This is a genomic window from Neorhizobium huautlense (assembly GCF_002968575.1).
Taxonomy (GTDB): domain Bacteria; phylum Pseudomonadota; class Alphaproteobacteria; order Rhizobiales; family Rhizobiaceae; genus Neorhizobium; species Neorhizobium huautlense.
Genome location: NZ_PVBM01000001.1, coordinates 112619 through 133691 on the forward strand (window position 1 = coordinate 112619; position 21073 = coordinate 133691).

18 protein-coding genes and 1 other RNA gene are annotated in these 21073 nt (G+C 60.0%); 1 reads left to right on the plus strand and 18 read right to left on the minus strand.

Translation table 11 applies throughout. From position 1 onward, the window contains the following. Positions 1 to 129 precede the first annotated feature (129 nt). The 18 genes from aqpZ to C5L12_RS00615 form a co-directional block, all read right to left on the minus strand. Positions 130 to 816 carry an aquaporin Z gene (gene aqpZ / locus C5L12_RS00530; protein ID WP_105370061.1) on the minus strand — a complete coding sequence of 229 codons (687 nt, stop codon included), beginning with the start codon at positions 814 to 816 and terminating at the stop codon, positions 130 to 132. A 192-nt stretch (positions 817 to 1008) separates the two neighbouring features. Next, positions 1009 to 1983 carry a UDP-N-acetylmuramate dehydrogenase gene (gene murB, locus C5L12_RS00535; protein ID WP_105370062.1) on the minus strand — a complete coding sequence of 325 codons (975 nt, stop codon included), beginning with the start codon at positions 1981 to 1983 and terminating at the stop codon, positions 1009 to 1011. Continuing rightward, entirely contained in the window at positions 1980 to 3395 is a 1416-nt protein-coding gene (gene murC, locus C5L12_RS00540) for a UDP-N-acetylmuramate--L-alanine ligase (RefSeq protein WP_105370063.1), read from the minus strand. Before murC ends, murB begins: the two co-directional genes overlap by 4 nt. Beyond that, entirely contained in the window at positions 3392 to 4516 is a 1125-nt protein-coding gene (murG, locus tag C5L12_RS00545) for an undecaprenyldiphospho-muramoylpentapeptide beta-N-acetylglucosaminyltransferase (protein ID WP_105370064.1), read from the minus strand. The genes murC and murG overlap by 4 nt, the downstream gene beginning before the upstream one ends. Before the next feature lie 5 nt (positions 4517 to 4521). Continuing rightward, complete coding sequence (gene ftsW / locus C5L12_RS00550) at positions 4522 to 5676, minus strand: putative lipid II flippase FtsW (protein ID WP_105370065.1); 1155 nt, start codon at positions 5674 to 5676, stop codon at positions 4522 to 4524. Positions 5677 to 5678: 2 nt separating this feature from the next. Then, complete coding sequence (gene murD, locus C5L12_RS00555) at positions 5679 to 7100, minus strand: UDP-N-acetylmuramoyl-L-alanine--D-glutamate ligase (protein WP_105370066.1); 1422 nt, start codon at positions 7098 to 7100, stop codon at positions 5679 to 5681. A 6-nt stretch (positions 7101 to 7106) separates the two neighbouring features. Then, on the minus strand, positions 7107 to 8210 hold the full coding sequence (gene mraY, locus C5L12_RS00560) for a phospho-N-acetylmuramoyl-pentapeptide-transferase (RefSeq protein ID WP_105370067.1): 1104 nt from the start codon (positions 8208 to 8210) through the stop codon (positions 7107 to 7109). Positions 8211 to 8238: 28 nt separating this feature from the next. Further along, positions 8239 to 9672 (minus strand): UDP-N-acetylmuramoylalanyl-D-glutamyl-2,6-diaminopimelate--D-alanyl-D-alanine ligase, encoded by a 1434-nt coding sequence (locus tag C5L12_RS00565; protein WP_105370068.1) that lies wholly within the window; start codon positions 9670 to 9672, stop codon positions 8239 to 8241. Beyond that, entirely contained in the window at positions 9669 to 11129 is a 1461-nt protein-coding gene (locus C5L12_RS00570) for a UDP-N-acetylmuramoyl-L-alanyl-D-glutamate--2,6-diaminopimelate ligase (protein ID WP_105370069.1), read from the minus strand. Before C5L12_RS00570 ends, C5L12_RS00565 begins: the two co-directional genes overlap by 4 nt. Before the next feature lie 58 nt (positions 11130 to 11187). Continuing rightward, a complete protein-coding gene (locus C5L12_RS00575; protein WP_105370070.1) occupies positions 11188 to 12927 on the minus strand; it encodes a peptidoglycan D,D-transpeptidase FtsI family protein in 1740 nt (579 codons plus the stop codon). After that, a complete protein-coding gene (ftsL, locus tag C5L12_RS00580) occupies positions 12927 to 13394 on the minus strand; it encodes a cell division protein FtsL (protein WP_105370071.1) in 468 nt (155 codons plus the stop codon). The genes C5L12_RS00575 and ftsL overlap by 1 nt, the downstream gene beginning before the upstream one ends. A gap of 3 nt (positions 13395 to 13397) precedes the next feature. Continuing rightward, positions 13398 to 14423 (minus strand): 16S rRNA (cytosine(1402)-N(4))-methyltransferase RsmH, encoded by a 1026-nt coding sequence (rsmH, locus tag C5L12_RS00585; RefSeq protein WP_105370072.1) that lies wholly within the window; start codon positions 14421 to 14423, stop codon positions 13398 to 13400. Positions 14424 to 14437: 14 nt separating this feature from the next. Next, on the minus strand, positions 14438 to 14884 hold the full coding sequence (gene mraZ / locus C5L12_RS00590) for a division/cell wall cluster transcriptional repressor MraZ (RefSeq protein WP_105370073.1): 447 nt from the start codon (positions 14882 to 14884) through the stop codon (positions 14438 to 14440). A gap of 429 nt (positions 14885 to 15313) precedes the next feature. Then, an RNA gene (rnpB, locus tag C5L12_RS00595) (RNase P RNA component class A) lies at positions 15314 to 15744 on the minus strand. A 40-nt stretch (positions 15745 to 15784) separates the two neighbouring features. Then, entirely contained in the window at positions 15785 to 16975 is a 1191-nt protein-coding gene (locus C5L12_RS00600; protein WP_105370074.1) for an FAD-dependent oxidoreductase, read from the minus strand. A 66-nt stretch (positions 16976 to 17041) separates the two neighbouring features. Beyond that, positions 17042 to 17686 carry a lytic transglycosylase domain-containing protein gene (locus C5L12_RS00605; RefSeq protein ID WP_105370075.1) on the minus strand — a complete coding sequence of 215 codons (645 nt, stop codon included), beginning with the start codon at positions 17684 to 17686 and terminating at the stop codon, positions 17042 to 17044. Between the two features lie 232 nt (positions 17687 to 17918). Further along, positions 17919 to 18686 carry an N-acetylmuramoyl-L-alanine amidase gene (locus tag C5L12_RS00610; protein WP_105370076.1) on the minus strand — a complete coding sequence of 256 codons (768 nt, stop codon included), beginning with the start codon at positions 18684 to 18686 and terminating at the stop codon, positions 17919 to 17921. After that, positions 18683 to 19426: a J domain-containing protein gene (locus C5L12_RS00615; protein ID WP_170109031.1), complete on the minus strand. Its 744-nt coding sequence runs from the start codon at positions 19424 to 19426 to the stop codon at positions 18683 to 18685. The genes C5L12_RS00610 and C5L12_RS00615 overlap by 4 nt, the downstream gene beginning before the upstream one ends. A gap of 413 nt (positions 19427 to 19839) precedes the next feature. Between C5L12_RS00615 and C5L12_RS00620 the strand changes: the two genes are divergently transcribed. Further along, complete coding sequence (locus tag C5L12_RS00620; protein ID WP_105370077.1) at positions 19840 to 21051, plus strand: pyrophosphate--fructose-6-phosphate 1-phosphotransferase; 1212 nt, start codon at positions 19840 to 19842, stop codon at positions 21049 to 21051. The last annotated feature ends 22 nt before the right edge of the window (positions 21052 to 21073 follow it).

The window sequence follows — 21073 nt, forward strand, 5'->3', positions numbered from 1 at the left end:
TTCTTTTGTTTCAGCATCTTAACAAGACTCTCTAATCAAGAAGATAAAAATAAGCCGATGGCAGTTAGATGCAAAAAAGCCCGCGGGAGGTCGTCCCGCGGGCTGTTTAGTGGCCGGGAAGAATCGCGGTTATTCAGCTTCTCCGACAGCCCTCCAGGCAATCGCGCCCAGTACCGCACCCAGGATCGGCGCTACCCAGAAGAGCCAGAGCTGGCTGAGCGCCCAGTCTCCCACAAACAGCGCCACGCCGGTGGAACGGGCCGGGTTGACCGAAGTGTTGGTGACAGGAATCGAGACTAGATGAATCAAGGTCAAAGCCAGGCCGATCGCCAGAGGGGCAAAACCAACCGGGAACCGATGGCTGGTAGCTCCCAGGATGATGAACAGGAAGAAGGCCGTCATCACCACTTCCATCACCAGCGCCGAAAGGAGGGAATAGCTGCCGGGCGAATGCTCGCCATAACCGTTGGAGGCGAACCCGCCGAGCTGAAAATCAGCCTTGCCCGAAGCAACCAGATAAAGCACGGCGGCCGCTGCAACCGCGCCGGCCACCTGCGCGATGGCATATGGAATCAGGCTGGAGGCGGGGAACCGGCCTGCAACCATCAGGCCAATGGATACCGCCGGGTTGAAATGACCACCGGAGACGCTGCCTACCGCATATGCCATGGTAACGACCGTCAGGCCGAACGCCAGAGAAACGCCGAGAAGGCCGATGCCGACTTCAGGAAAGGCAGCCGCCAGAACTGCACTGCCGCATCCGCCGAACACCAGCCAGAACGTGCCGAGAAACTCGGCGAAAAGCTTCTTAAACATCTTGTATCCCCCAAGAGCGCCGCCGGCCCCTGCCAGCGTGATGACTCGCTCAATGCCAGGGAATTATCTGACCACTGCTCATGAATGCGCAATGAATGAGAAAATGCTCAAACGCGCCGCCATTCCAGGGGGATGCTGTTGGAAGTGTACCACGGGATTGGTGGGCCTGACGACGTCAGCCGAAGGCCCAGATCATTCGGTCGTCACGCCCTGGAACGGTTTTACCTCACGTCCCGGCATAAAGATGCCGAGCCGTTTGATTTCCCATTCGAGCTTGATCCCGGAATGTTCGAAGACCCTCGCCCGAACGGTCTCACCGAGATACTCGAGATCATAACCGGTAGCATGGCCGATATTGATCATGAAGTTGCAGTGGAGTGAAGACATCTGCGCACCGCCGCTCATCAGGCCCCGCCCACCTGCCTCGTCGATCAATTTCCAGGCGGAGTGACCTTCGGGATTCTTGAAGGTAGAACCGCCCGTCTTTTCCTTGATCGGCTGCACCGTCTCGCGATGCTGGCGAACCGTATCCATTTCGGCGCGGATCTTGGCCCGATCCTCCGCATAACCTTCGAAGATCGCATGGGTGAAGATCAGGTCCGCCGCAGCCGATGAGTGGCGATAGGAATATCCCATGTCCGCCTTCGACAAGACATGCTTGTTGCCCTTCCGGTCGACTGCGTGGACCTCGACCACCCGGTCCGCCGTCTCGGTACCGTTTGCGCCGGCATTCATGCGAAGCGCACCGCCAATCGATCCGGGAATACCGTAGTAGAAGGCAAAGCCTCCGATGCCGTTGTCCATCGCCATGGCAGCAATATGCTTGTCCGGGCAGATCGCACCGGCCCGGATGCGATTTTCGCCGACAAGGTCGATACTGCCAAACCCCTTCGCCGAGAGCCGCAATACGACGCCGGGTATACCGCCATCGCGGACCAGGAGGTTCGAGCCGACTCCGACCACTGTCAGCGGCACGTCCTCCGGCAGGAGCTTCAGGAAGCTGACAAGATCGTCGACGTCATGGGGCTGGAACATGAGTTCGGCCAGGCCGCCGGCCTGGAACCAGGTAACACGATCCATTGGCGCATCGGGCGTAAGCCGCCCGCGCAGTTGATTGACGCCATCCCCCAGCGACGCCAGCAGCTTTTCCCCATTCACCTGTTTCATTCCTGTCGTCCCGATATGCTTTCCAGTTCCTTCGGCAAGGCAGCCGCCCATTGCGTGATGTTGCCAGCCCCCAGAAGAACCACGAAATCACCCGGTTTCGCAATGGCAGATACAATCGAAGCGAGTTCTATCGGCGACTCCATATGGCGAGCATCGCGATGGCCGCCCGAGCGGATCCGGGTGACGAGCGCCTCCGAATTCGCTCCATCGATCGGCTCTTCCCCTGCCGCATAGACCGGCGCAAGAATGATGCTGTCGGCATCGTTGAAGCAGGTGGCAAAGTCCTCGAACAGGCTGGACAGACGCGTATAGCGGTGGGGCTGATGCACAGCGATGATGCGCCCCTGACACGCTTCCCGAGCCGCCTTCAGAACCGCCTTGATCTCGACCGGGTGATGCCCGTAGTCATCAAAGACGGACACGCCGTTCCAGGTGCCCGTCAGCGTAAAGCGGCGCTTGACGCCGCTGAAGGCGGCAAGCCCCTTCCGGATATTTTCCTCTGAGATTCCTAGCCGATTGGCAACGGCGATCGCAGCCATGGCATTGGAAATGTTATGGCGCCCCGGCATGGGCAGCGCCAATTCCTTGAAGTTGAATACCCGACCGGTGCGGCGGCGACGGATTTCGACGTCGAAGATCGATTTGGTACCTTCCATGCGCACATTGAAGAACCGTGCGTCGGCCTGCGGGTTTTCCCCATAGGTGACGATCTTGCGGTCTTCGATCCGGCCGACCAGCGCCTGCACTTCCGGGTGATCAAGGCAGAGCACGCCAAACCCGTAAAAGGGCACGTTCTCGACGAACTGCCGGAAGGCGGCGCGCACCGCATCGAAGTTGCCGTAGTGATCGAGGTGTTCGGGATCGATATTGGTGACCACTGCCACATCGGCCGGAAGCTTCAGGAAGGTACCGTCCGATTCGTCGGCCTCCACGACCATCCACTCGCCCTCGCCCATGCGGGCGTTTGTGCCGTAAGCATTGATGATGCCGCCGTTGATGACGGTCGGATCAAGCCCACCGGCTTCCAGCAGCGTCGCGACCATCGAGGTCGTGGTTGTCTTGCCGTGCGTACCCCCGATCGCGATCGCATTGCGAAAGCGCATCAGTTCGGCGAGCATTTCGGCACGACGGACGATCGGCAGCGATTTCTCACGCGCAGCCATCAACTCCGGATTGTTCTTTTTGATCGCAGTCGAGACCACGACCACTTCGGCGTCGCCAAGATTTTCTTCCCTGTGGCCGACGAAAACCGGAATGCCCTTGTCGCGTAGCCGCTGGACATTGGCACCATCTGCCTGATCGGAACCCTGCACCTTGTGGCCGAGATTATGCAGCACTTCAGCGATGCCGCTCATCCCGATGCCGCCGATGCCGATGAAATGGACGAGCCCGATGGCCTTCGGCATCTTCATGTACGCACTCCCTTAAATTCTGCGATGGACCTGCGCTCGGCAATAGCCACAACCATGTCCGCAAGCAAGATCGCCGCATTGGGTCGTCCAGCCGATTTGGCGGCCGCCGCCATCTTTTCGAGGCGTTCAGGCTCTTTCATCGCCGCGGAGACGAGACTGGCCAGCCTCTCCGGCGAAAGCTCAGATTGCGGCACGACCTGCGCCCCGCCGGTCGCGACCAATGCCGCCGCATTCGCTGCCTGGTCATGATCCAGAGCATGCGGATAAGGCACCAGAATGGCCGGCCGGCCGATCACGGCTATTTCCGACACTGTCGAAGCCCCCGAACGGCAGATGACAAGATGCGCCGTCGCCAGACGCTCGGCCATGTCCGAAAAGAAGGAGGAAATATCCGCCGGCGCCTTCAGCTTGGCAAAGCACGACGTCACACGATCCTTGTCTTCCGGGCGAGCCTGTTGGGTAACCGCGAGGCGGTCGCGCTCGCTTTGATCGAGAAGGCTGAGCGCCGTCGGCACGACCGAAGAGAAATACTGCGCGCCCTGGCTCCCGCCAAAGACGACGAGACGGAACGGATCGGCACCGCGGGATGCCACATAGGGAACGGTTGAAGCCGCAAGGACCGCCGGACGCACCGGATTGCCGGTCGTCACGGTCTTGCCTGCATAGGGACCTTCGGTCTCCGGCAGGAAGCCGCCGGCGATCGCCTGAACCTTTCCCGCCAATGCCTTGTTGGCGCGGCCCATTACGGCATTCTGCTCGTGGATCATCGAGGGCACGCCCATGGACGTTGCGGCCATCAGCGGCGGCACGGTCGGATATCCTCCGAAGCCCACGACGGCGAGCGGTTTCAGCCTGCCGATCAGGCGGCGGGCGGCGCGAAGGCCCGTCCAGAGTCTCCAGCCGGTACGGGCGAGCGCCACCGGATTTTTCGAGCCCAGCGTGGCGGAAGGGACGACATGAATCTCTTCTGCCGGAAAGGTGCCGGCGAAACGCTCGGCGCGGCTGTCCGTGACGAGGTGGACGGAATAGCCCCGTGCCTTGAGCTCATGTCCGAGCGCTTCGGCCGGAAAAACATGGCCGCCGGTTCCCCCGGCGGCAAGAAGGATGATGCCTTTGGTCATTCATCTTACTCCGCCGGCAGGCTTTGAGTGACGCGGAACAGGCTGCGCTCCTGCGCCCGCTTTTCCGGCCGGTGCCGCGTCAGCGCCAGAATGAAACCTGCGGTGACGCAGATCGCGATCATCGAAGAGCCGCCATAGGAGATCAAAGGCAGCGTCATCCCCTTTGCCGGCATGAGTTCGAGATTGACGCCGATGTTGATCATCGACTGCATGCCGACCTGTAGGACGAGACCTGCAACCGCGAAACGGTTGAAGTCGTTGCCTTCCTTGAAGGCATGATTCAGGCCGCGCAGAACGACGAAGGCGAAGATCGCAACCAGAGTCATGCAGAAGATGATGCCGAATTCCTCGGCCGCGACGGAGAAGATGAAGTCCGTATGGCTGTCGGGCAGGATACGCTTGACGATGCCCTCGCCCGGCCCCTGGCCGAACCAGCCGCCCTGCAGGATCGCTTCATGCGCGGTTTCGATCTGGAAACGGTCGCCCTCGCCCGTCAGGAATTTGTCGAAACGGGAGGTGACGTGCGGCAGCATGTAATAGGCTGCGACGATGCCTCCCGCCCCGACGCCGCCGAGCAGGAATATCCACAGCCACGGCATGCCGGCCATGAAGAACATGCCGCCCCAGACGACGCTGGTCAGGATCGTCTGTCCAAGGTCCGGCTGGGCGACCAGCAGTGCTGCGACAATGCCGAAAAGGATGATCGCGAAGAGGTTACCGGGGATTTCCGGCTGGCGTGCATGCTCGGCAAACAGCCAGGCGCAGACGACGACGAAAGCCGGCTTCATGAATTCGGACGGCTGTATCGAAAAACTGCCGACCCCTATCCAGCGCCGCGATCCCTTGACCTCGACGCCGAAGAACAACGCCAGCACCATCATAGCCAGCGAGATGACAAGCAGGATGACCGCCGTTCGACGGACCTGCCTCGGCGTCAGGAAGGACAGGCCGATCATCACCACAAGCGACGGCAGGAGGAAAAGCGCATGCCTCTCAACGAAGTGGAAGCTGTTGAGACCGATTCGCTCGGCGACGGCCGGAGAAGCCGCAAACGAGAGCATGAAGCCGATGCCCATCAGCAGCACAAAGGCGACCAGGAAGAAACGGTCGATCGTCCAGAACCAGTCTGCGAGCGGCCCTCGATCTGCGCGGCTTACCATCTTCAGCTTCCCTTTTTGGTCTCGACCAACATCGTGACGCCATCGAGAGCCGCGACATGGCCGACGAAGGAATCGCCGCGGACCTCGAAATTCTTGAACTGATCGAAGCTGGCGCAAGCAGGTGACAACATGACCGCAGAAGGCGCCGGGTCGATCCCGGCGTCCGCTGCGGCATGGATCACGGCTCTTTCGAGGCTGCCCGAAATCTCGTAGGGCACAACCTCGCCGAGAGTTGCCGCGAAAGCCGGCGCCGCCTCTCCAATCAGATAGGTTTTCACGATACGGGAAAAGAGTGGAGCGAGGCTGACTATCCCGCCTTCCTTCGGCAAACCGCCCGCGATCCAGTAGATCCGGTCGTAGCTGGAGAGTGCCGGCGCTGCCGCATCCGCATTGGTCGCCTTCGAATCATTGACGAAAACCACCTGCCCGCCCGCGCGGTTCATCAATTGGCCGATCGGCTGCATGCGGTGCTTCAGTCCCGGGAAGGATTTCAGTCCGGCGCGGATGTCGTCTCTGGACATTCCGACCGCGAGGCACGCGGCAATCGCGGCCGCGGCGTTCTGGGCATTGTGGCTGCCTCGGAGCGTCTGGATACCGTCGAGATCGGCGAGCAGCGAAGTCGTGCCTCCATGTGATTCGATGATCCGGCTGCCTTCCGCGTAAAAACCTTCGGCCACGACGTTGCGTTTGGAGATCCGCTTGACGCTCACGCCGGCGCGCTCCACCCGGTCGGCGATGAGCGCACAATAGGAATCGTCGACACCGACGACCGCGGTATCGCTGCCGGCTACCAGCCGCTCCTTGATATCCGCGTAATGCTGCATCGTGCCGTGCCGATCGAGATGGTCCGGCGTCAGGTTGAGTAGGATTCCGGCGGTCGGATTAAGCGTCGGGGCAAGGTCGATCTGGTAGGAGGAGCACTCGACGACGAAATAGCGTTCCGCCTTCGGCGGATCGAGGGTCAGGATCGCCGTACCTATGTTCCCGCCGAGTTGCACGTCGCGGCCGCTCGATTTCAAGATATGGGCGATAAGGGCGGTGGTCGTCGACTTGCCATTGGTGCCGGTGATGGCAATGAACGGGCAATCCGGCGCATGCGCCCGGCGTTCGCGAACGAAAAGCTCTACATCCCCGATGATCTCGACGCCGGCGGCATGGGCGAGATCGACGCTCCAATGCGGCTTCGGATGGGTAAGCGGCACGCCCGGCGACAGGACGAATGCAGCCTGCGCCGACCAGTCGATCGTGCGAAGGTCCGCGGTTGCAATCTCTTCGGCTCCAGCCTTCGCGACACTGTCCGGATTGTCGTCCCAGGCGGTAACATCCGCGCCACCGACAACCAGCGCCTTTGCGGTCGCGAGCCCGGATCCCCCGAGGCCGAAGAGAGCGACCCGCTTATCCTTGAAGGTGGTGACCGGAATCATCTGGCCTCACCGGAGCTTGAGGGTCGAAAGGCCGAGCATGGCGAGACCGACGGCGATGATCCAGAAGCGGATCACGACCTGGCTTTCCGTCCAGCCGAGCTTTTCGAAATGGTGATGAATCGGCGCCATCAGAAAGACCCGGCGGCCGGTCATCTTGAAAAAGCCGACCTGGATGATGACCGAGAGCGTCTCCATCACGAACAGTCCGCCGATGATCGCCATGACGATTTCGTGCTTGGTGGCGACGGCGACCGAACCAATCAGCCCCCCGAGCGCCAAAGAACCGGTGTCGCCCATGAAGATTGCCGCAGGCGGCGCGTTGAACCACAGGAAGCCCAGGCCCGCTCCGATCACCGCACCAAGGATGACGGCAAGTTCGCCGGTGCCGGGGACGAAGTTGATCTGCAGATAGTTCGCGAAGACTGCATTGCCGGCGAGATAGGCAATCACGCCGAACGAAGCCGCGGCGATCATCACCGGGACGATCGCGAGACCATCGAGGCCGTCCGTCAGGTTAACCGCATTGCCGGCGGCAACGATCACGAACCCGCCGAACAGCACGAAAAAGACACCAAGATTGATGATCAGATCCTTGAAGAAGGGAAAGGCGATGGAAGTACCGAGAGTCGGGTTGGTCGCCGAGCCGCTCGCCAGCGCCATACGCATCATGAAGAAGACCGCGATGCCTGCGATGACAAACTCGATTCCAAGTCTCGCCTTGCCTGAAAATCCCTTTTCCGTCTGCTTGGTGACCTTCAGATAGTCGTCGTAAAAGCCGATCGCACCGAAACCGAGCGTGACGAGCAAGGTCGCGACGACGTAGACATTGGACAGATCGGCCCAAAGCAACGATCCGCCGACGATACCGGCAAGGATCATCAGTCCGCCCATCGTGGGCGTGCCAGCCTTCTTGAAGTGAGTCTGCGGACCGTCGGCGCGAATCGGCTGCCCCTTGCCCTGCCGAACGCGCAGCGAAGCGATCATTTGCGGGCCGAAGAGGAAGACGATCAGGGCCGACGTGAAAAGGGCGGCACCGGTCCGGAACGTGATGTACCGGAACAGGTTGAAAAATTGGAAATGGTCCGCCAGTTCCACAAGCCAGATCAGCATTCAGCGCCCTTTCTCAAGCCGCATCTCATTAAAGTTGGCGCTCCGTGTCGGAGAATGCCGGATAGTTGTCAAGCAGGGCTGCCACGATCTTGCCGAAGCCAAGTCCGAGCGATGATTTCACCATCACCACATCACCCGGGATCACCGAACGCACGACGAAGTCCGCGAGATCGGCGGTTTTTTCGTAATATTGCACCTCGACACTCTCAGGCAGAGCATCGCGAAGTGCGGCCATCTCGGGGCCTGCGAGCCAGACGTGCTCGATGCCGGCGGCCAGCAGCGGACCGGCAAGCTCTTCATGTACCGCAGCAGAGAATTCTCCCATCTCGAGCATGTCGCCGAGCACGGCGATGCGCCTGCCGGTAACTTCCGGCGTGGCCGAGGCGAGCAAGGCGATTGCCGCCCGCACGGAAGCGGGGTTGGCGTTGTAGCTTTCGTCGATCAGCGTCAGATGTCCCTCGCCTATGCCGAGCAGGTGGCGCTCGCCCCTGCCCTTCACCGGCCGGAGAACGGCGAGCGCCTCCATGGCCTTAGGCATGTCCGCCCCAACTAACAGGCAGGCTCCAAGTGCTGCCATGGCATTTTCGGCGATGTGGCGCCCTGGCGCGCCAATCTGAATTTCCGAGGTTTCGCCATTGAGCACGGCCCATACCGTGGAGCTTTCGGCATTGCCTTCGAAATCCGCCAGCCGGAAATCCGCCTTGGCGTGCTGACCGAAACTGCAGACACGCGAGACACCGTCTTCCTGTGCCTTCTTTTCAAGAAAATCGAATTGCTTGTTGTCGCGGTTGAGGATTGCGACCCCGCCGGGTTCAAGGCCCTCGAAGATCTCGGCCTTTGCGGCGGCGATTTCCTCGAGATTCTTGAAGTGGCCAAGATGAGCCGCAGCAATCGTGGTGATGATCGCCACGTGCGGACGCACCATCTTCACCAGAGGCCGGATCTCGTCTGGATGGTTCATGCCGATCTCGAAGACGCCGAAATCCGCATCCGCCGGCATCCGGGCGAGCGTCAACGGCACGCCCCAATGATTGTTGAAGGAGGCAACCGCGGCATGTACCTTGCCGGAGGGCGTCAGCACGTGGCGCAGCATCTCCTTGGTCGTCGTTTTCCCGACCGAGCCGGTAACCGCGATGATCCGCGCCCGGCTGCGCTCTCGTGACGCAAGAGCCAGCTTTCCCAGCGCCGCAAGCACGTCTTCCACCACGATCATCGGCACCGTCAGCTTGCCGAGCGCCGGCAATTTCGCCTCGTTGACGACGATGAGCGGCGCGCCGTTGGCGACCGCGAGGCTCGCATAATCGTGGCCGTCGACACGGTCGCCTTTGATCGCGAAGAAAGCCTCGCCCTCGCCGATCGAGCGGCTGTCGATCGAAATGCCGTTAATGCCAGCGGGTAACGTACCGATCGGCCGGCCGCCGATTGCGGCCACCATTTCCTCAGAAGTCCAAAGAAAGCTCAAGGTTTCAGCTCCTCCAGTGCCTTGCGTACCTCCATGTGGTCGGAGAACGGCAGAATCGTGGTCCCGATCGTTTGCCCCTCCTCATGCCCCTTCCCGGCAACAATCAGCGTATCGCCCGACTGCAGCATCTTCACCGCCTCGCGAATTGCCGTAGCGCGATCGCCGATCTCGATCGCACCAGGAGCCGCAGCCATGATCTCGGAACGAATAACCTCCGGCACCTCGGATCGCGGGTTGTCGTCCGTGACGATAACAATATCGGCAAGCCGCGTCGCCACGTCCCCCATGATCGGCCGCTTGCCCTTGTCGCGGTCGCCGCCGCAACCGAACACCACGATCACGCGCCCGGTCGTGAAAGGCCTTACGGAGGTCAACACATTTTCCAGCGCATCCGGCTTATGGGCATAGTCGACATAGGCCAGTGCACCGTCCTTCGTCTGCCCGAGAAATTCGAGGCGCCCGGATGCTCCGACCAATTTCTCTAGCGCGGCCATCGCGACAGACGCCGAAACGCCGGTCGACATGGCAAGACCGGCCGCGACGAGCGCGTTGGCCACCTGGAAGTCACCTGCAAGCGGAATATGGACCTCGAAGATCTCATCGCCGAAATGTACTTCCGCCACCTGCTTGTGGCGGAAATGCTCGACGCGTTTGAGGCATAGATAATCGCCACGCCGACCGACGGTACGCACGTCGAGGCCGGACACTGTCGCGACACGAATGGCCTCTTCCGACCAGGCATCATCCGCGAAGATCACCGCCGGTCCGCCTTTCGGCATCAGCGTATCGAAAAGCCGCATCTTTGCAGCCATGTAGCTCTCGACCGTCGGATGGTAGTCCATGTGGTCGCGGCCAAGATTGGTGAAAGCCGCTGCCGTCAGACGAACCCCGTCGAGCCGGCTCTGGTCCAGACCATGGCTGGACGCCTCCATGGCCGCATGGGTGACGCCTTCGACAGCGAGTTCCGCCAGAAGCTCCTGAAGTTCCACCGGGTCCGGCGTTGTCAAAGATCCATAATCGTTGCGCGTGGGAGAGACGACGCCCGTCGTGCCGATCTGCGCGGCCGCATAGCCGGCATAGGTCCAGATCTGACGCGTAAAGGAAGCGACGGAAGTCTTGCCGGCCGTCCCGGTCACCGCCGCCATCGTCGCCGGCTGCGCTCCATAAAACCGCGCCGCCGCAAGCGCCAGAAGCCTGCGGGGGTTGGAAACGGTCAGCACCGGAATGCCGGCATCGGCCGGCTGTGCGGCAATAGCGGCAATTGCACCACGGGCTGCAGCGTCGCCGATATAGCTGGAACCATCGGCCTTTGTGCCCGCAAGTGCTGCAAAGAGCATGCCGGGCTTCACCTTGCGGCTGTCGGAGGTCAGGCCGGCTACGTCAAGATCACCTGCCCGGCCGGCCACGAGTTCGGCCAGCTCCGGGAAGTCCTGTCCGACGAGGTCTCGCAATTTCATCGTTTGAATGTCCCTCTTGAGCGTTTCCCCACGAATCGTCCCGTCGATTTGTTGTCGCTCAATAAGACACAAGCAGGGCAGAACCGTCATTGCCGAATTTCGGCTTTACACCGAGAATGGGCGCCGAGCGGCTGATGATCTCCTTGACCATCGGCGCCGCCGAGGTACCTGCAATTGCTGCACCGTTGCCCTTGTCGGTTTTTGGCTCGTCGATGAAGGTCAGCACCACATATTGCGGATTGTCCATCGGGAAAGCGGAGAGAAACGCGTTGAAGTTCTTGTCGTTGACATAACGGCCATTGACGACCTTGTCGGCGGTGCCGGTCTTTCCGCCGACATTGAATCCCTCGACGCGCGCATTTCTGCCTGAACCGTTGATACCGTTCCATTCGAACAGGAAGCGCATGTCCTTGCTGGTGGAAGGCTTCATGACCTGGGTTGCAACCAGATCGGCCTGTTCCCGCGTGCGCGGCAGGAACGTAGGTTCGATGAGCTTGCCGCCATTGACGAGAGCCGCTCCCGCGACGGCCGTCTGCAAAGGCGTGGTGGATACGCCGTGGCCGAAGGAAATGGTGATCGAGTTGATCTTTTTCCATTGACGCGGTTGGGTCGGCTGCGCGACTTCCGGTAGCTCGGTCTTCATCTTGTTCAACAAGCCAATCCTCGTCAGGAAGTCCTTGTGGCCTTCGATGCCCACCGTATCGGCGATCTTGGCGGTGCCGATATTGGATGAATACTGGAAGATCTCGGGAACGCTCAGCACGCGTCCTTTGCCGTGGAAATCCTTGATGGTGAAGCCGCCGATGCGGATGGGAAAACGCGCATCGAAACTGTCCGACAGCTTCACTTTGCCCGAATCCAATCCCATGGCAATCGTGAAAGACTTGAAGGTCGATCCCATTTCGAACGTTCCGTTCGACATGCGATTGAGCCAGCCTTCTTCGGCTCCTTCTGCCGGATTGTTCGGATCGTAATCGGGCACCGAGGCCATGGCGAGGATCTCGCCCGTATGGACGTCCATCACCACCGCGCCCGCGCCGATTGCCTGAAATTTCTTTATCGCGGAAACAACCACGTCCCGCACGATCGCCTGGACCCGCAGGTCGACCGAAAGCTTGACCGGCTCAAGCGGCTGGCTGGACGTCATCCCAACGGCGGCAAGATCGGCCAATCCCTGGCTGTCGACGTAACGCTCCATTCCCGCCACGCCGCGGTTGTCGATATTGACGTGACCGACGACGTGCGCAGCTGTCGGACCACCCGGATAGAACCGGCGCTTTTCCGGCCGGAATCCGATGCCCGGAATGCCGAGTGCAAGAATCTGGCTCTGCTGCTTGGGCGTCAACTGACGGCGGAGCCACTGGAATCGGGAATCCGACTTGAGCTTGGAATATGTGGACTTGACGTCGAGATCGTTGAGAACGGTAGAGAGTTTTTCGACGACCTCGTCCGGATCGACGATCTTGTGAGGTTCCGCAAACAGCGAGACGGTGCGGATATCGGTTGCCAAAACCTCGCCGTTCCGGTCGACGAGATCTGGGCGCGATGCCATCAGCCGATCGGGTGGCAGGATGCTGGATGTGGTCAGGGGTTCCGCAACGCCATATTGCACGAGGCGACCGCCGATGACGCAGTAAAAGACCGTAAAACCGGCGATCAGCAGGCCGACCCGGTTCTTCGCCTGGGCCGACTTGCGCTTGCGCGTGCCTTCGAAGGAGGCGCCTCGGGCGGGTGAGCGGCCGCCTGCGGAAAAATGCGCGCGGCTCTTCAGGACCATAATGCGGGACAGGAAAGACATCAGCGTTTCACCGATCCGGTAGAGATAACTTCGATGGAGCCGCGCCCGCGCGGGGTGGGTACGGGGATTTTCGAGGCTGGTCTCGCCTTGGCCGCCTCGACACCCTTGAGAGCTGCGGCGACTTCGCTGCTCTTGCCGGCGATGATGTCCTCGATCGTCGTCTCCGGCTGCGGAAGCTGCGCCTTCAACATCGGCAGCTCCTTCGGCATGGCAAGCTGGGTCGGCACCGTTGGAGCCAATTGAAGCTCGGAATTGTAGACATTGATCAGTCGGTGCAGGCGGTTCGGCTGCGTCAGCAGCGCCCAGTCCGCCTTCAGCAGATCTATCGTATCCTTCTCCAACTTGATTTCCGCCTCCAGCCGGCGGACCTCGGCAAGCTTCTCGTCGGCGCGGTGCTTGATCGTGTAGGTGACGACCGCGGTAGCCGTCATGACGCCGATCAGTACCAGATCGAAGCTACGCAGCATGTTTCAGGCTCCCATCTTTGCAAGGCTGGCGAGGTCGGGCAGATCAAAAATCGAAAGATCGGCAGCACGGGGCGGAGCGACGGAACGAATGCCGGCCCGCAGCTTTGCCGAACGGGCGCGCGGGTTGGCTTCCGCCTCCTCTTCGCTCGCGACGATCATCGACTTGCCGATCGGTTCGAATATGGCGGGCTTCGCTTCGACCATTGGCAGATGACGCGAACCTGAAGCCTTGCCGGAGCGGTCGGAAAAGTACTGCTTGACGATCCGGTCTTCGAGCGAATGAAAGGTAACGACGACGAGACGGCCGCCGGGTTTCAAAGCGCGTTCGGCGGCAAAAAGCGCCGTTGCGAGCTCACCCAGTTCATCGTTCACAAAGATGCGCAGCGCCTGGAAGACGCGGGTAGCCGGATGAATCTTGTCCTTGGCCTTGCGCGGATTGACGCTTTCGATGAGGTTTGCCAGATCCCGCGTGGTCGCAAATGGCTCGGAGGCACGGCGCTTCTCGATGGCCCGCGCAATGCGGCCGGCCTGCTTCTCTTCGCCCAGAAAACCGAAGATGCGGGTAAGATCGCTGACCTTGGCGCGGTTGACGACATCAGCAGCAGACACGCCCGCTGCCGACATACGCATGTCGAGCGGGCCGTTTCTCTGGAATGAGAAGCCGCGCTCCGCCTCATCGATCTGCATGGACGACACGCCGATATCGAGCACGACGCCGTCGAACCCTCCTTCGGGCGCATAGTCGGCGAGATTGGAGAATTGCGAATGGATAAGCGTAAGACGCCCTTTATGAGCTTCGGCCAACGCCTGCCCGGCAGCGATCGCGGTCGGATCACGATCAAGCGCGATCACTTCCGCACCGGCAGCAAGCAGGGCGGATGAATATCCACCCGCCCCGAATGTGCCATCGAGGATGACCTTGCCCGCTTGAGGATCGAGCGCCTCGACAACCTCGTCAAGAAGGACTGGAATGTGACGAACCAGTCCGCCTTCGGCCTCGGTTTCTCCGTTGCCAGAATTCGCCGCCATTCCGCACCTCTGTTTTACGCAGGGCGCGAACCGAAGCGCCCCTCTCTCGCTGCCGCCTGCGCCTCGTGAAACGCCTGCGGCCGCCAAAGCTGAAAATGATCCGAGCGCCCAACGAAGGTTACTTCCGAGCTGATTCCCGTGAAGTCCCGGATAAAATCCGTGACCATCAGCCGGCCCTCCGCGTCGAGCCTCATGAAGACGCCGCCACCATGTACCAGCAGCGACATCCTGTTGGCTTCCGGCGAAAATGGATCGACCGATGCGATCTGCTTTTCGTATCGATCGAGCAGATCCGGACCTCCAACGCTGATCGCCGGATAGATGAAATCCTGAAGACAATAAAGCTCCTGGATTCCAAGCTCCAAAAGAACCGCACGAAAACTCGCCGGAACGGAGACCCGCCCCTTCGCATCGATCCTGTTCGTCGCATTTGAAAGGAAGCGACTTACCACGCCGAACACCCGCTCCCTTGCAATTCCAGACGGATACCCGCCCGTCCCGACGCACCGCCCCAGACAAAGCTTCGCCATCCGGATGAACGGAAATCCGCCCGGCCGACCGACCGAAACTTTGGGATTGGCGGGCGCTCATACGCCCTTGTGCAGTGCGATTTTGGGATACCATGGGACCATATGGGCGTCAATGGGAGAGACCCCGCTAGCCGCTCCCAAACCTGATTTATTTATAAGCTGTTAAGTTTAACAAAGGGTTATTGGAGCAAGCGGAGAAACCGCCTCTACCGACCGCCGCAAGTGGAATTCCGGCGCTCCCTAATGCTCCGAAAGCAAAGGAGATTTCGCAGATCCTTAAATACACCTTTCCGTTAGCCGCACCTCCGGATGCGCTCGCGGGAGGCGATTTCGCAGAATTCATCACATCCGGTGCGGGAAATTGCCAGTTGGCCTGTAAGCCGGGTTCTGTATGGCCCCGATGCAAGCACCGGAACGTGGCAGCCATTCGTCTGGGACGACGTTTGCACATCGCCTCACGCAACCCACCCGGATGACTGGCCCGGAAACAGGCTGTAGCCTCGCTTTCGCGGGCTCGCGTCATCCCTATTCGGTCTTGCTCCCGGTGGGGTTTACCATGCCGCCGCTGTTACCAGAGGCGCGGTGGGCTCTTACCCCACCCTTTCACCCTTACCCCGCCATCTCAGCTGCCCATCGGGCAGTTGAGAAAGCGGGGCGGTTTCCTTTCTGTGGCACTTTCCCTGGGGTCGCCCCCGCCGGACGTTATCCGGCACCGTGTTTCCGTGGAGCCCGGACTTTCCTCACCTTATCGCCTTTCGACATTGATAAAGCGCGGCTGCCCGGCCAACTGGCATGCGGTCCATAACCGAGATAGGCGTCGAATACCAGAGTTTACAGGTAGCTCGCCGCGAAATCTGTCGGATAGCTTTCGTCGATAATCCGACCATGGAAAATGAGCTCTGCACCAAGCCTGCCGATTTCATCCGAACTCTTGGCAGCAGCGCCGCATCCGCCGCTCAAGATCCCGATACGATCCGATTCCGTCATGGCGATCGCAGGATAGCCGGTCGGGGTAAAGGAGGTTACGCAAGCCGCCTTCGACGTGCGGGAAATATCGAGCGACGGCATCAGCCGGTGGATGACCTCGGTCAGATATCGGTGGGTGCTCTCGCGGCCGCCGGAACGAAACCAGGCGCGCACGTCCGGCTCGGTCGGCAACGGCAGATCATCCGGATCGCCGCCGATTTTCAAATAGACCTTGCCGTCGGGATAACGCACCGGCGGCAGAAGATAAATGCCGTCATCGGCCTCGTCCCATTTCCAGATCAGCGACGGAACGTTGCCCAGGGCATCCAGGGCTGCTTGATCGATCTCGTAGAAGGCAACGGTTCGAGCATAGACGTCCAGATGAAGCCGCCGCGGCAGGAGATTCTCATTTATGGAAAATCCGCCGGCAGCGACAAGGACCTTTTCGCCTTGATAGGTATTGCCTTCGGCCGTCGTCACCGTCACCGCATCGCCGGCCTGCTGGATGGAGGAAACGGTTTCCGGAATGATTGCGGCGCCCTGCCGTTCCGCAAGTTCGGCCTGGGCTTTGACCAAGCGGCGCGGGTTCACATAGCCGGCGTTTTTCGGCTCCCAGACACCCTCGCTACCGGACGGAAAGGCAAAGAACGGAAAACGGTCGCCGAGATCGGCATCCCCGGATATTTCGGTAGTAACACCAAGCTTTCCCGCAGCATCAAGGACCTTGGCGACATAGGACAGACCGCTAGTGCGGGCGGGTCCCACAATCAGACATCCGCACTCCGAATAGAAGTCGATCCCGCTCTCCGCCGAAATTTCCCTGTACCGGGCAATGGAGCGGTTGGCGAGGCGCGCCCAGACCGGATCTTGATCGATCGTCCTGGTAATGCGCGCCTCGTCGTAGTGGCTGGCGAAGACGCCCTCATGGCGCCCATAGTCCGCCGGCTCACCCGGACCGATCAGCGCGACGCCATCGGTCCATTTCGAGAGGTAACGGGCAGCCGCAGCGCCCATCATGCCCTTCCCGACAACTATATATTTAAACCGCTCCGACATGCTCCGCCCTTTGATTCCTTCGACTGAAATGCCTGTTCCTGAAGGCACTTCTAGCCGTTTCCGGAATCAAAATACCAGAGGTGTTGTCGTCCGGATGACGTTCGATGCGAAATCGAATTCCGCAGTGTCGGCTATCTGCGGCTGGCCGGTCGGCTGCTTGGTAGCATCGATGACGGCGAGCACTTTTTCGCAATAGCGCTTGGAGACCGGATTCATCCGCTTGGCAGCGTGGCCTGCATTGTATTTCAGGATCGTGCCGCAAACCTTGCCGCCGCCGCGCTCATGCGCTCCGGCAAGGTATTTCATTCCATAGCGAATGTTCGTCTCAGGGTCGTAAAGACCGTAGCTCGGCCCCTCGTATCCCATCAACCTGGCCGTTGCAGGTTTGATTTGCATGAGGCCGATCTCGCCGGCCCTGCCCTTTACGGTTGGACGGAAATTGCTTTCGATCTGGACGACGGCATTGGCCAATTCAACCGGAACACCATACTCGCCGGCATATTTCTCAATTATCTTGGAATAGTGGAGCTGTCTGACTATCCGCTTTGCCACGTCGGTAGGTGCAGCAAAGCCCGTCTCGCGCGTTTCCCAGGGAATAATGAGCGGTTTGGTGTAGACGGTAACCTTCTCGGCGTCTTCAGCGCGCACGAATTCGCTTCCCGCGACGACCATGGCCAGGCCCGCCGCGGCTATAACAGCCAGTTTTTTCATTCAGTTAGATTCTCTCCGGACTAATAGGCTCGCCGGCGTCAATACGCAGACACCCTCACCGCGTCGCCGGATAGACGGCGCGGTGCTTCACGATGACCTATCGTTTATCTCTGCAACCCCCGTCCAACATGGTGGCTGCGTTAACCTGTCCTTTAGAAAGACCTAATGAGGAGATGATGTGGCAGCGCAATATTTTTGCTGAAACGCGCCCATTGCGCCCCAACCACCGCGACTAACAGCGGCGGTATTTCGGCAATGCGGCCAGCAGCCGATGCAGGGTGTCGATTGTTGAAAAATCAGCGATGCCGTCAACGAGCTGAGGTCTGAAATGTCGCTGAAAGGCCTCAACGACGCCTTTTGTCCGATCACAAAAGCTTCCCGTAGTTTCAATGGCATACCCATAGAGAGAGAGCATGGATTGAAGAGCTTCGACGGGTTGGCCGCTCTCTCCGTACTGAAAGAAGCGCCCTCCGCTGATTTGCGTTGGGTTTATCCAGTGCCCCACCCCGTCAAGATACAATCTTTCCCAGGGGAAATTTTCGCCCGGGTCGACCTTGCGGATCGGCGCTACGTCCGAGTGGCCAAGCACCCTTTCGGGCGGAATTTTCCATCTTTTGCCACAATTGAGACACAAATCGGCGACCGACTTGATCTGTGCATCCGGAAAATCGGGAAGCCCGCCGGGATGTCCGGGATTTGCGATCTCTATTCCGATCGAACAGGAATTGATGTCGCTTTCGCCGGCCCAGGAGCTCTTTCCGGCGTGCCAGGCGCGTCGCCCTTCCGGCACGAGCTGGACGATCCGCCCGTCTTCATGGACGAAATAATGGCTGGAAACCTGGCTCTCCTCATTGCAGAGCCAGGAGAGCGCCTGATCGGCGCTGGGCATGCCCGTGTAGTGCAGAATGATCATGTCGGGCTTGCGCCCGTTTGCACGATCGCCCTGATTGGGAGAAGGGTTCACCGAGGCGCCGGGATAATCGGCGGCAGAAACCGTCATGCAGCGCGGCGCTCTTTCGAAATCGCTGCGTAAGCCGCATTCAAGGCAGCCATCCGCTCGTTGGCCGCAGCATGGAGGGCGACAGGAACGCCCCGCGCGATAAGCCGATCCGGATGATGTTCGGAAACCAGCAGTCGATATTGCTTGCGGATCTCGGAGAAATCGTCCTCCGGCGAAACCCCGAGAACAAGGTAAGGATCCGCTCCATCGAGATGCACGTGACGCGCCATGATGCGGCGGAAATGCGCTTCGTTGATTTGGAATATCTCGGCGATGCGCCCGAGGAAGACCAATTCGTCTTCGTGCACGAGGCCGTCTGCCTTGGCGATGTGGAAGAGGCCGTCGACCACGTTCTCCAGCATTGGGCAATTCTTTGCGACACCGGAACTGCAGAGACCGGCGAGCTTCAGCGCATAGGCTTCGTAACCGGCAACGTCCTGGCGCGCCAGATTATAAAGCCGCGCTACGTTCCGCGCCTCTTCATCCGGAAAATCGAAGATCTGCTGAAAAGCCCTCACCTCGGCCTCGGTCACGATCCCGTCGGCCTTGGCCATCTTGGCAGACAGAGCAATGATGGCAACCGAGAAGGAAACCTGCCGGCGGGTTTCCGGATCGCCCTCGAAGACCGTCCGGACGGCCTCCACCATGCGGCCCAGCGCGCTGCCGGCCGCGTCGCCGATGGCGCCGAGGAGCCGTTCCCAGAGGGAGGAGATTTGGAAGCAGGCGAAATCGAATATCATGACCCCAATGGACCAGATTATCCCAATGATTGCAAGGCGGCGGACGGTCCATCTCAGATTAAACTATGTTCATGTTTTCCGAACAATCACTGCAGTTCACAGCGGCATTACCAAGTCTGAGAGACCAATCGACCGGATCGTCAACCGGTGATCCCAAGAGCCATTTCATGACCCCGTGATCGGGCTGCAATGGCATCGCGCGGGTACGGATGCCGCGGACTTTCCCCATGTTTTGCTTTTCCACAGCCCCCCCCGAGGGTTCTCTCAGTTGAAACGATTATATCGCCGCTTGCCTTCATATTCAGCCGAAAGGCCGGATTTTCTTGAGAAATTCACTTTACAGGTGACCATCTCTGTCGCATCCATTCGAGCGGTTTTGAACTGAACGCGAGTGTACGCGTCAAGGAGGATCGATGGCCAAACAAAAAGTAGCGATGCTGACCGCCGGAGGCCTTGCGCCCTGCCTCTCATCCGCCGTGGGCGGACTGATCGAGCGCTATAACGATATCGCGCCGGAGATCGAGATGATTGCCTACCGCTCCGGATACCAGGGCGTACTCCTGGGCGACCGCATCGGCATCACGGCCGATATGCGGGAGAAGGCGCATCTGTTGCATCGCTATGGCGGCTCGCCAATCGGCAACAGCCGCGTCAAGCTGACAAACGCCGCCGACTGCGTGAAGCGCGGCCTCGTCAAGGAAGGAGAAAATCCTCTCAGGGTCGCCGCCGAGCGCCTTGCCTCCGATGGCATCACCATCCTGCACACCATCGGCGGGGACGATACCAACACCACCGCAGCAGACCTCGCCGCCTATCTCGGTGCGAACGGCTATAATCTGACGGTGGTCGGGTTGCCGAAGACGGTCGACAACGACGTCGTGCCGATCCGACAATCGCTCGGCGCCTGGACGGCCGCGGAGGTGGGGGCGCATTTCTTTGACCACGTCTCGAACGAACAGAGCGCCGCTCCTCGCACACTTGTGATCCACGAAGTGATGGGGCGTCATTGCGGCTGGCTTACCGCCGCCACTGCACGGGCCTATATCCAGAAGACCAAGGACAATGAATATGTCGAAGGCCTGATGATGAACTCGGAGTTGAAAAACATCGATGGCATCTATCTTCCTGAAATGGCCTTTGACATCGACAAGGAAGCCGCCCGGCTGAAGGACGTGATGGACAAACGCGGTTTCGTGACCCTTTTCGTTTCTGAAGGAGCCTGTTTGGACGCGATCGTCGCCGAGCGGGAAGCCGCCGGCGAGACGGTCAAGCGTGACGCCTTCGGTCACGTGAAGATCGACACGATCAATGTCGGCAACTGGTTTCAGAAGCAGTTCGCAGCACTTCTTGGCGCCGACCGCTCCATGGTGCAGAAATCCGGTTATTTTGCACGTTCGGCCGCTGCCAACGCCGCTGATTTGATGCTGATCAAAGGCATGGTCGATCTGGCGGTAGAAAGTGCCCTGAACAAGGTCTCGGGCGTGACCGGTCATGACGAAGACCAGAACGGAAAACTGCGGACGATCGAATTCCCGAGAATCAAGGGTGGAAAACATTTCGATCTGACGGCAAAATGGTTCGGCGAAGTGATGGACCATATCGGTCAACCCTTCGAAGCTGCTTGATACAAGACGATTGACGAGCGCC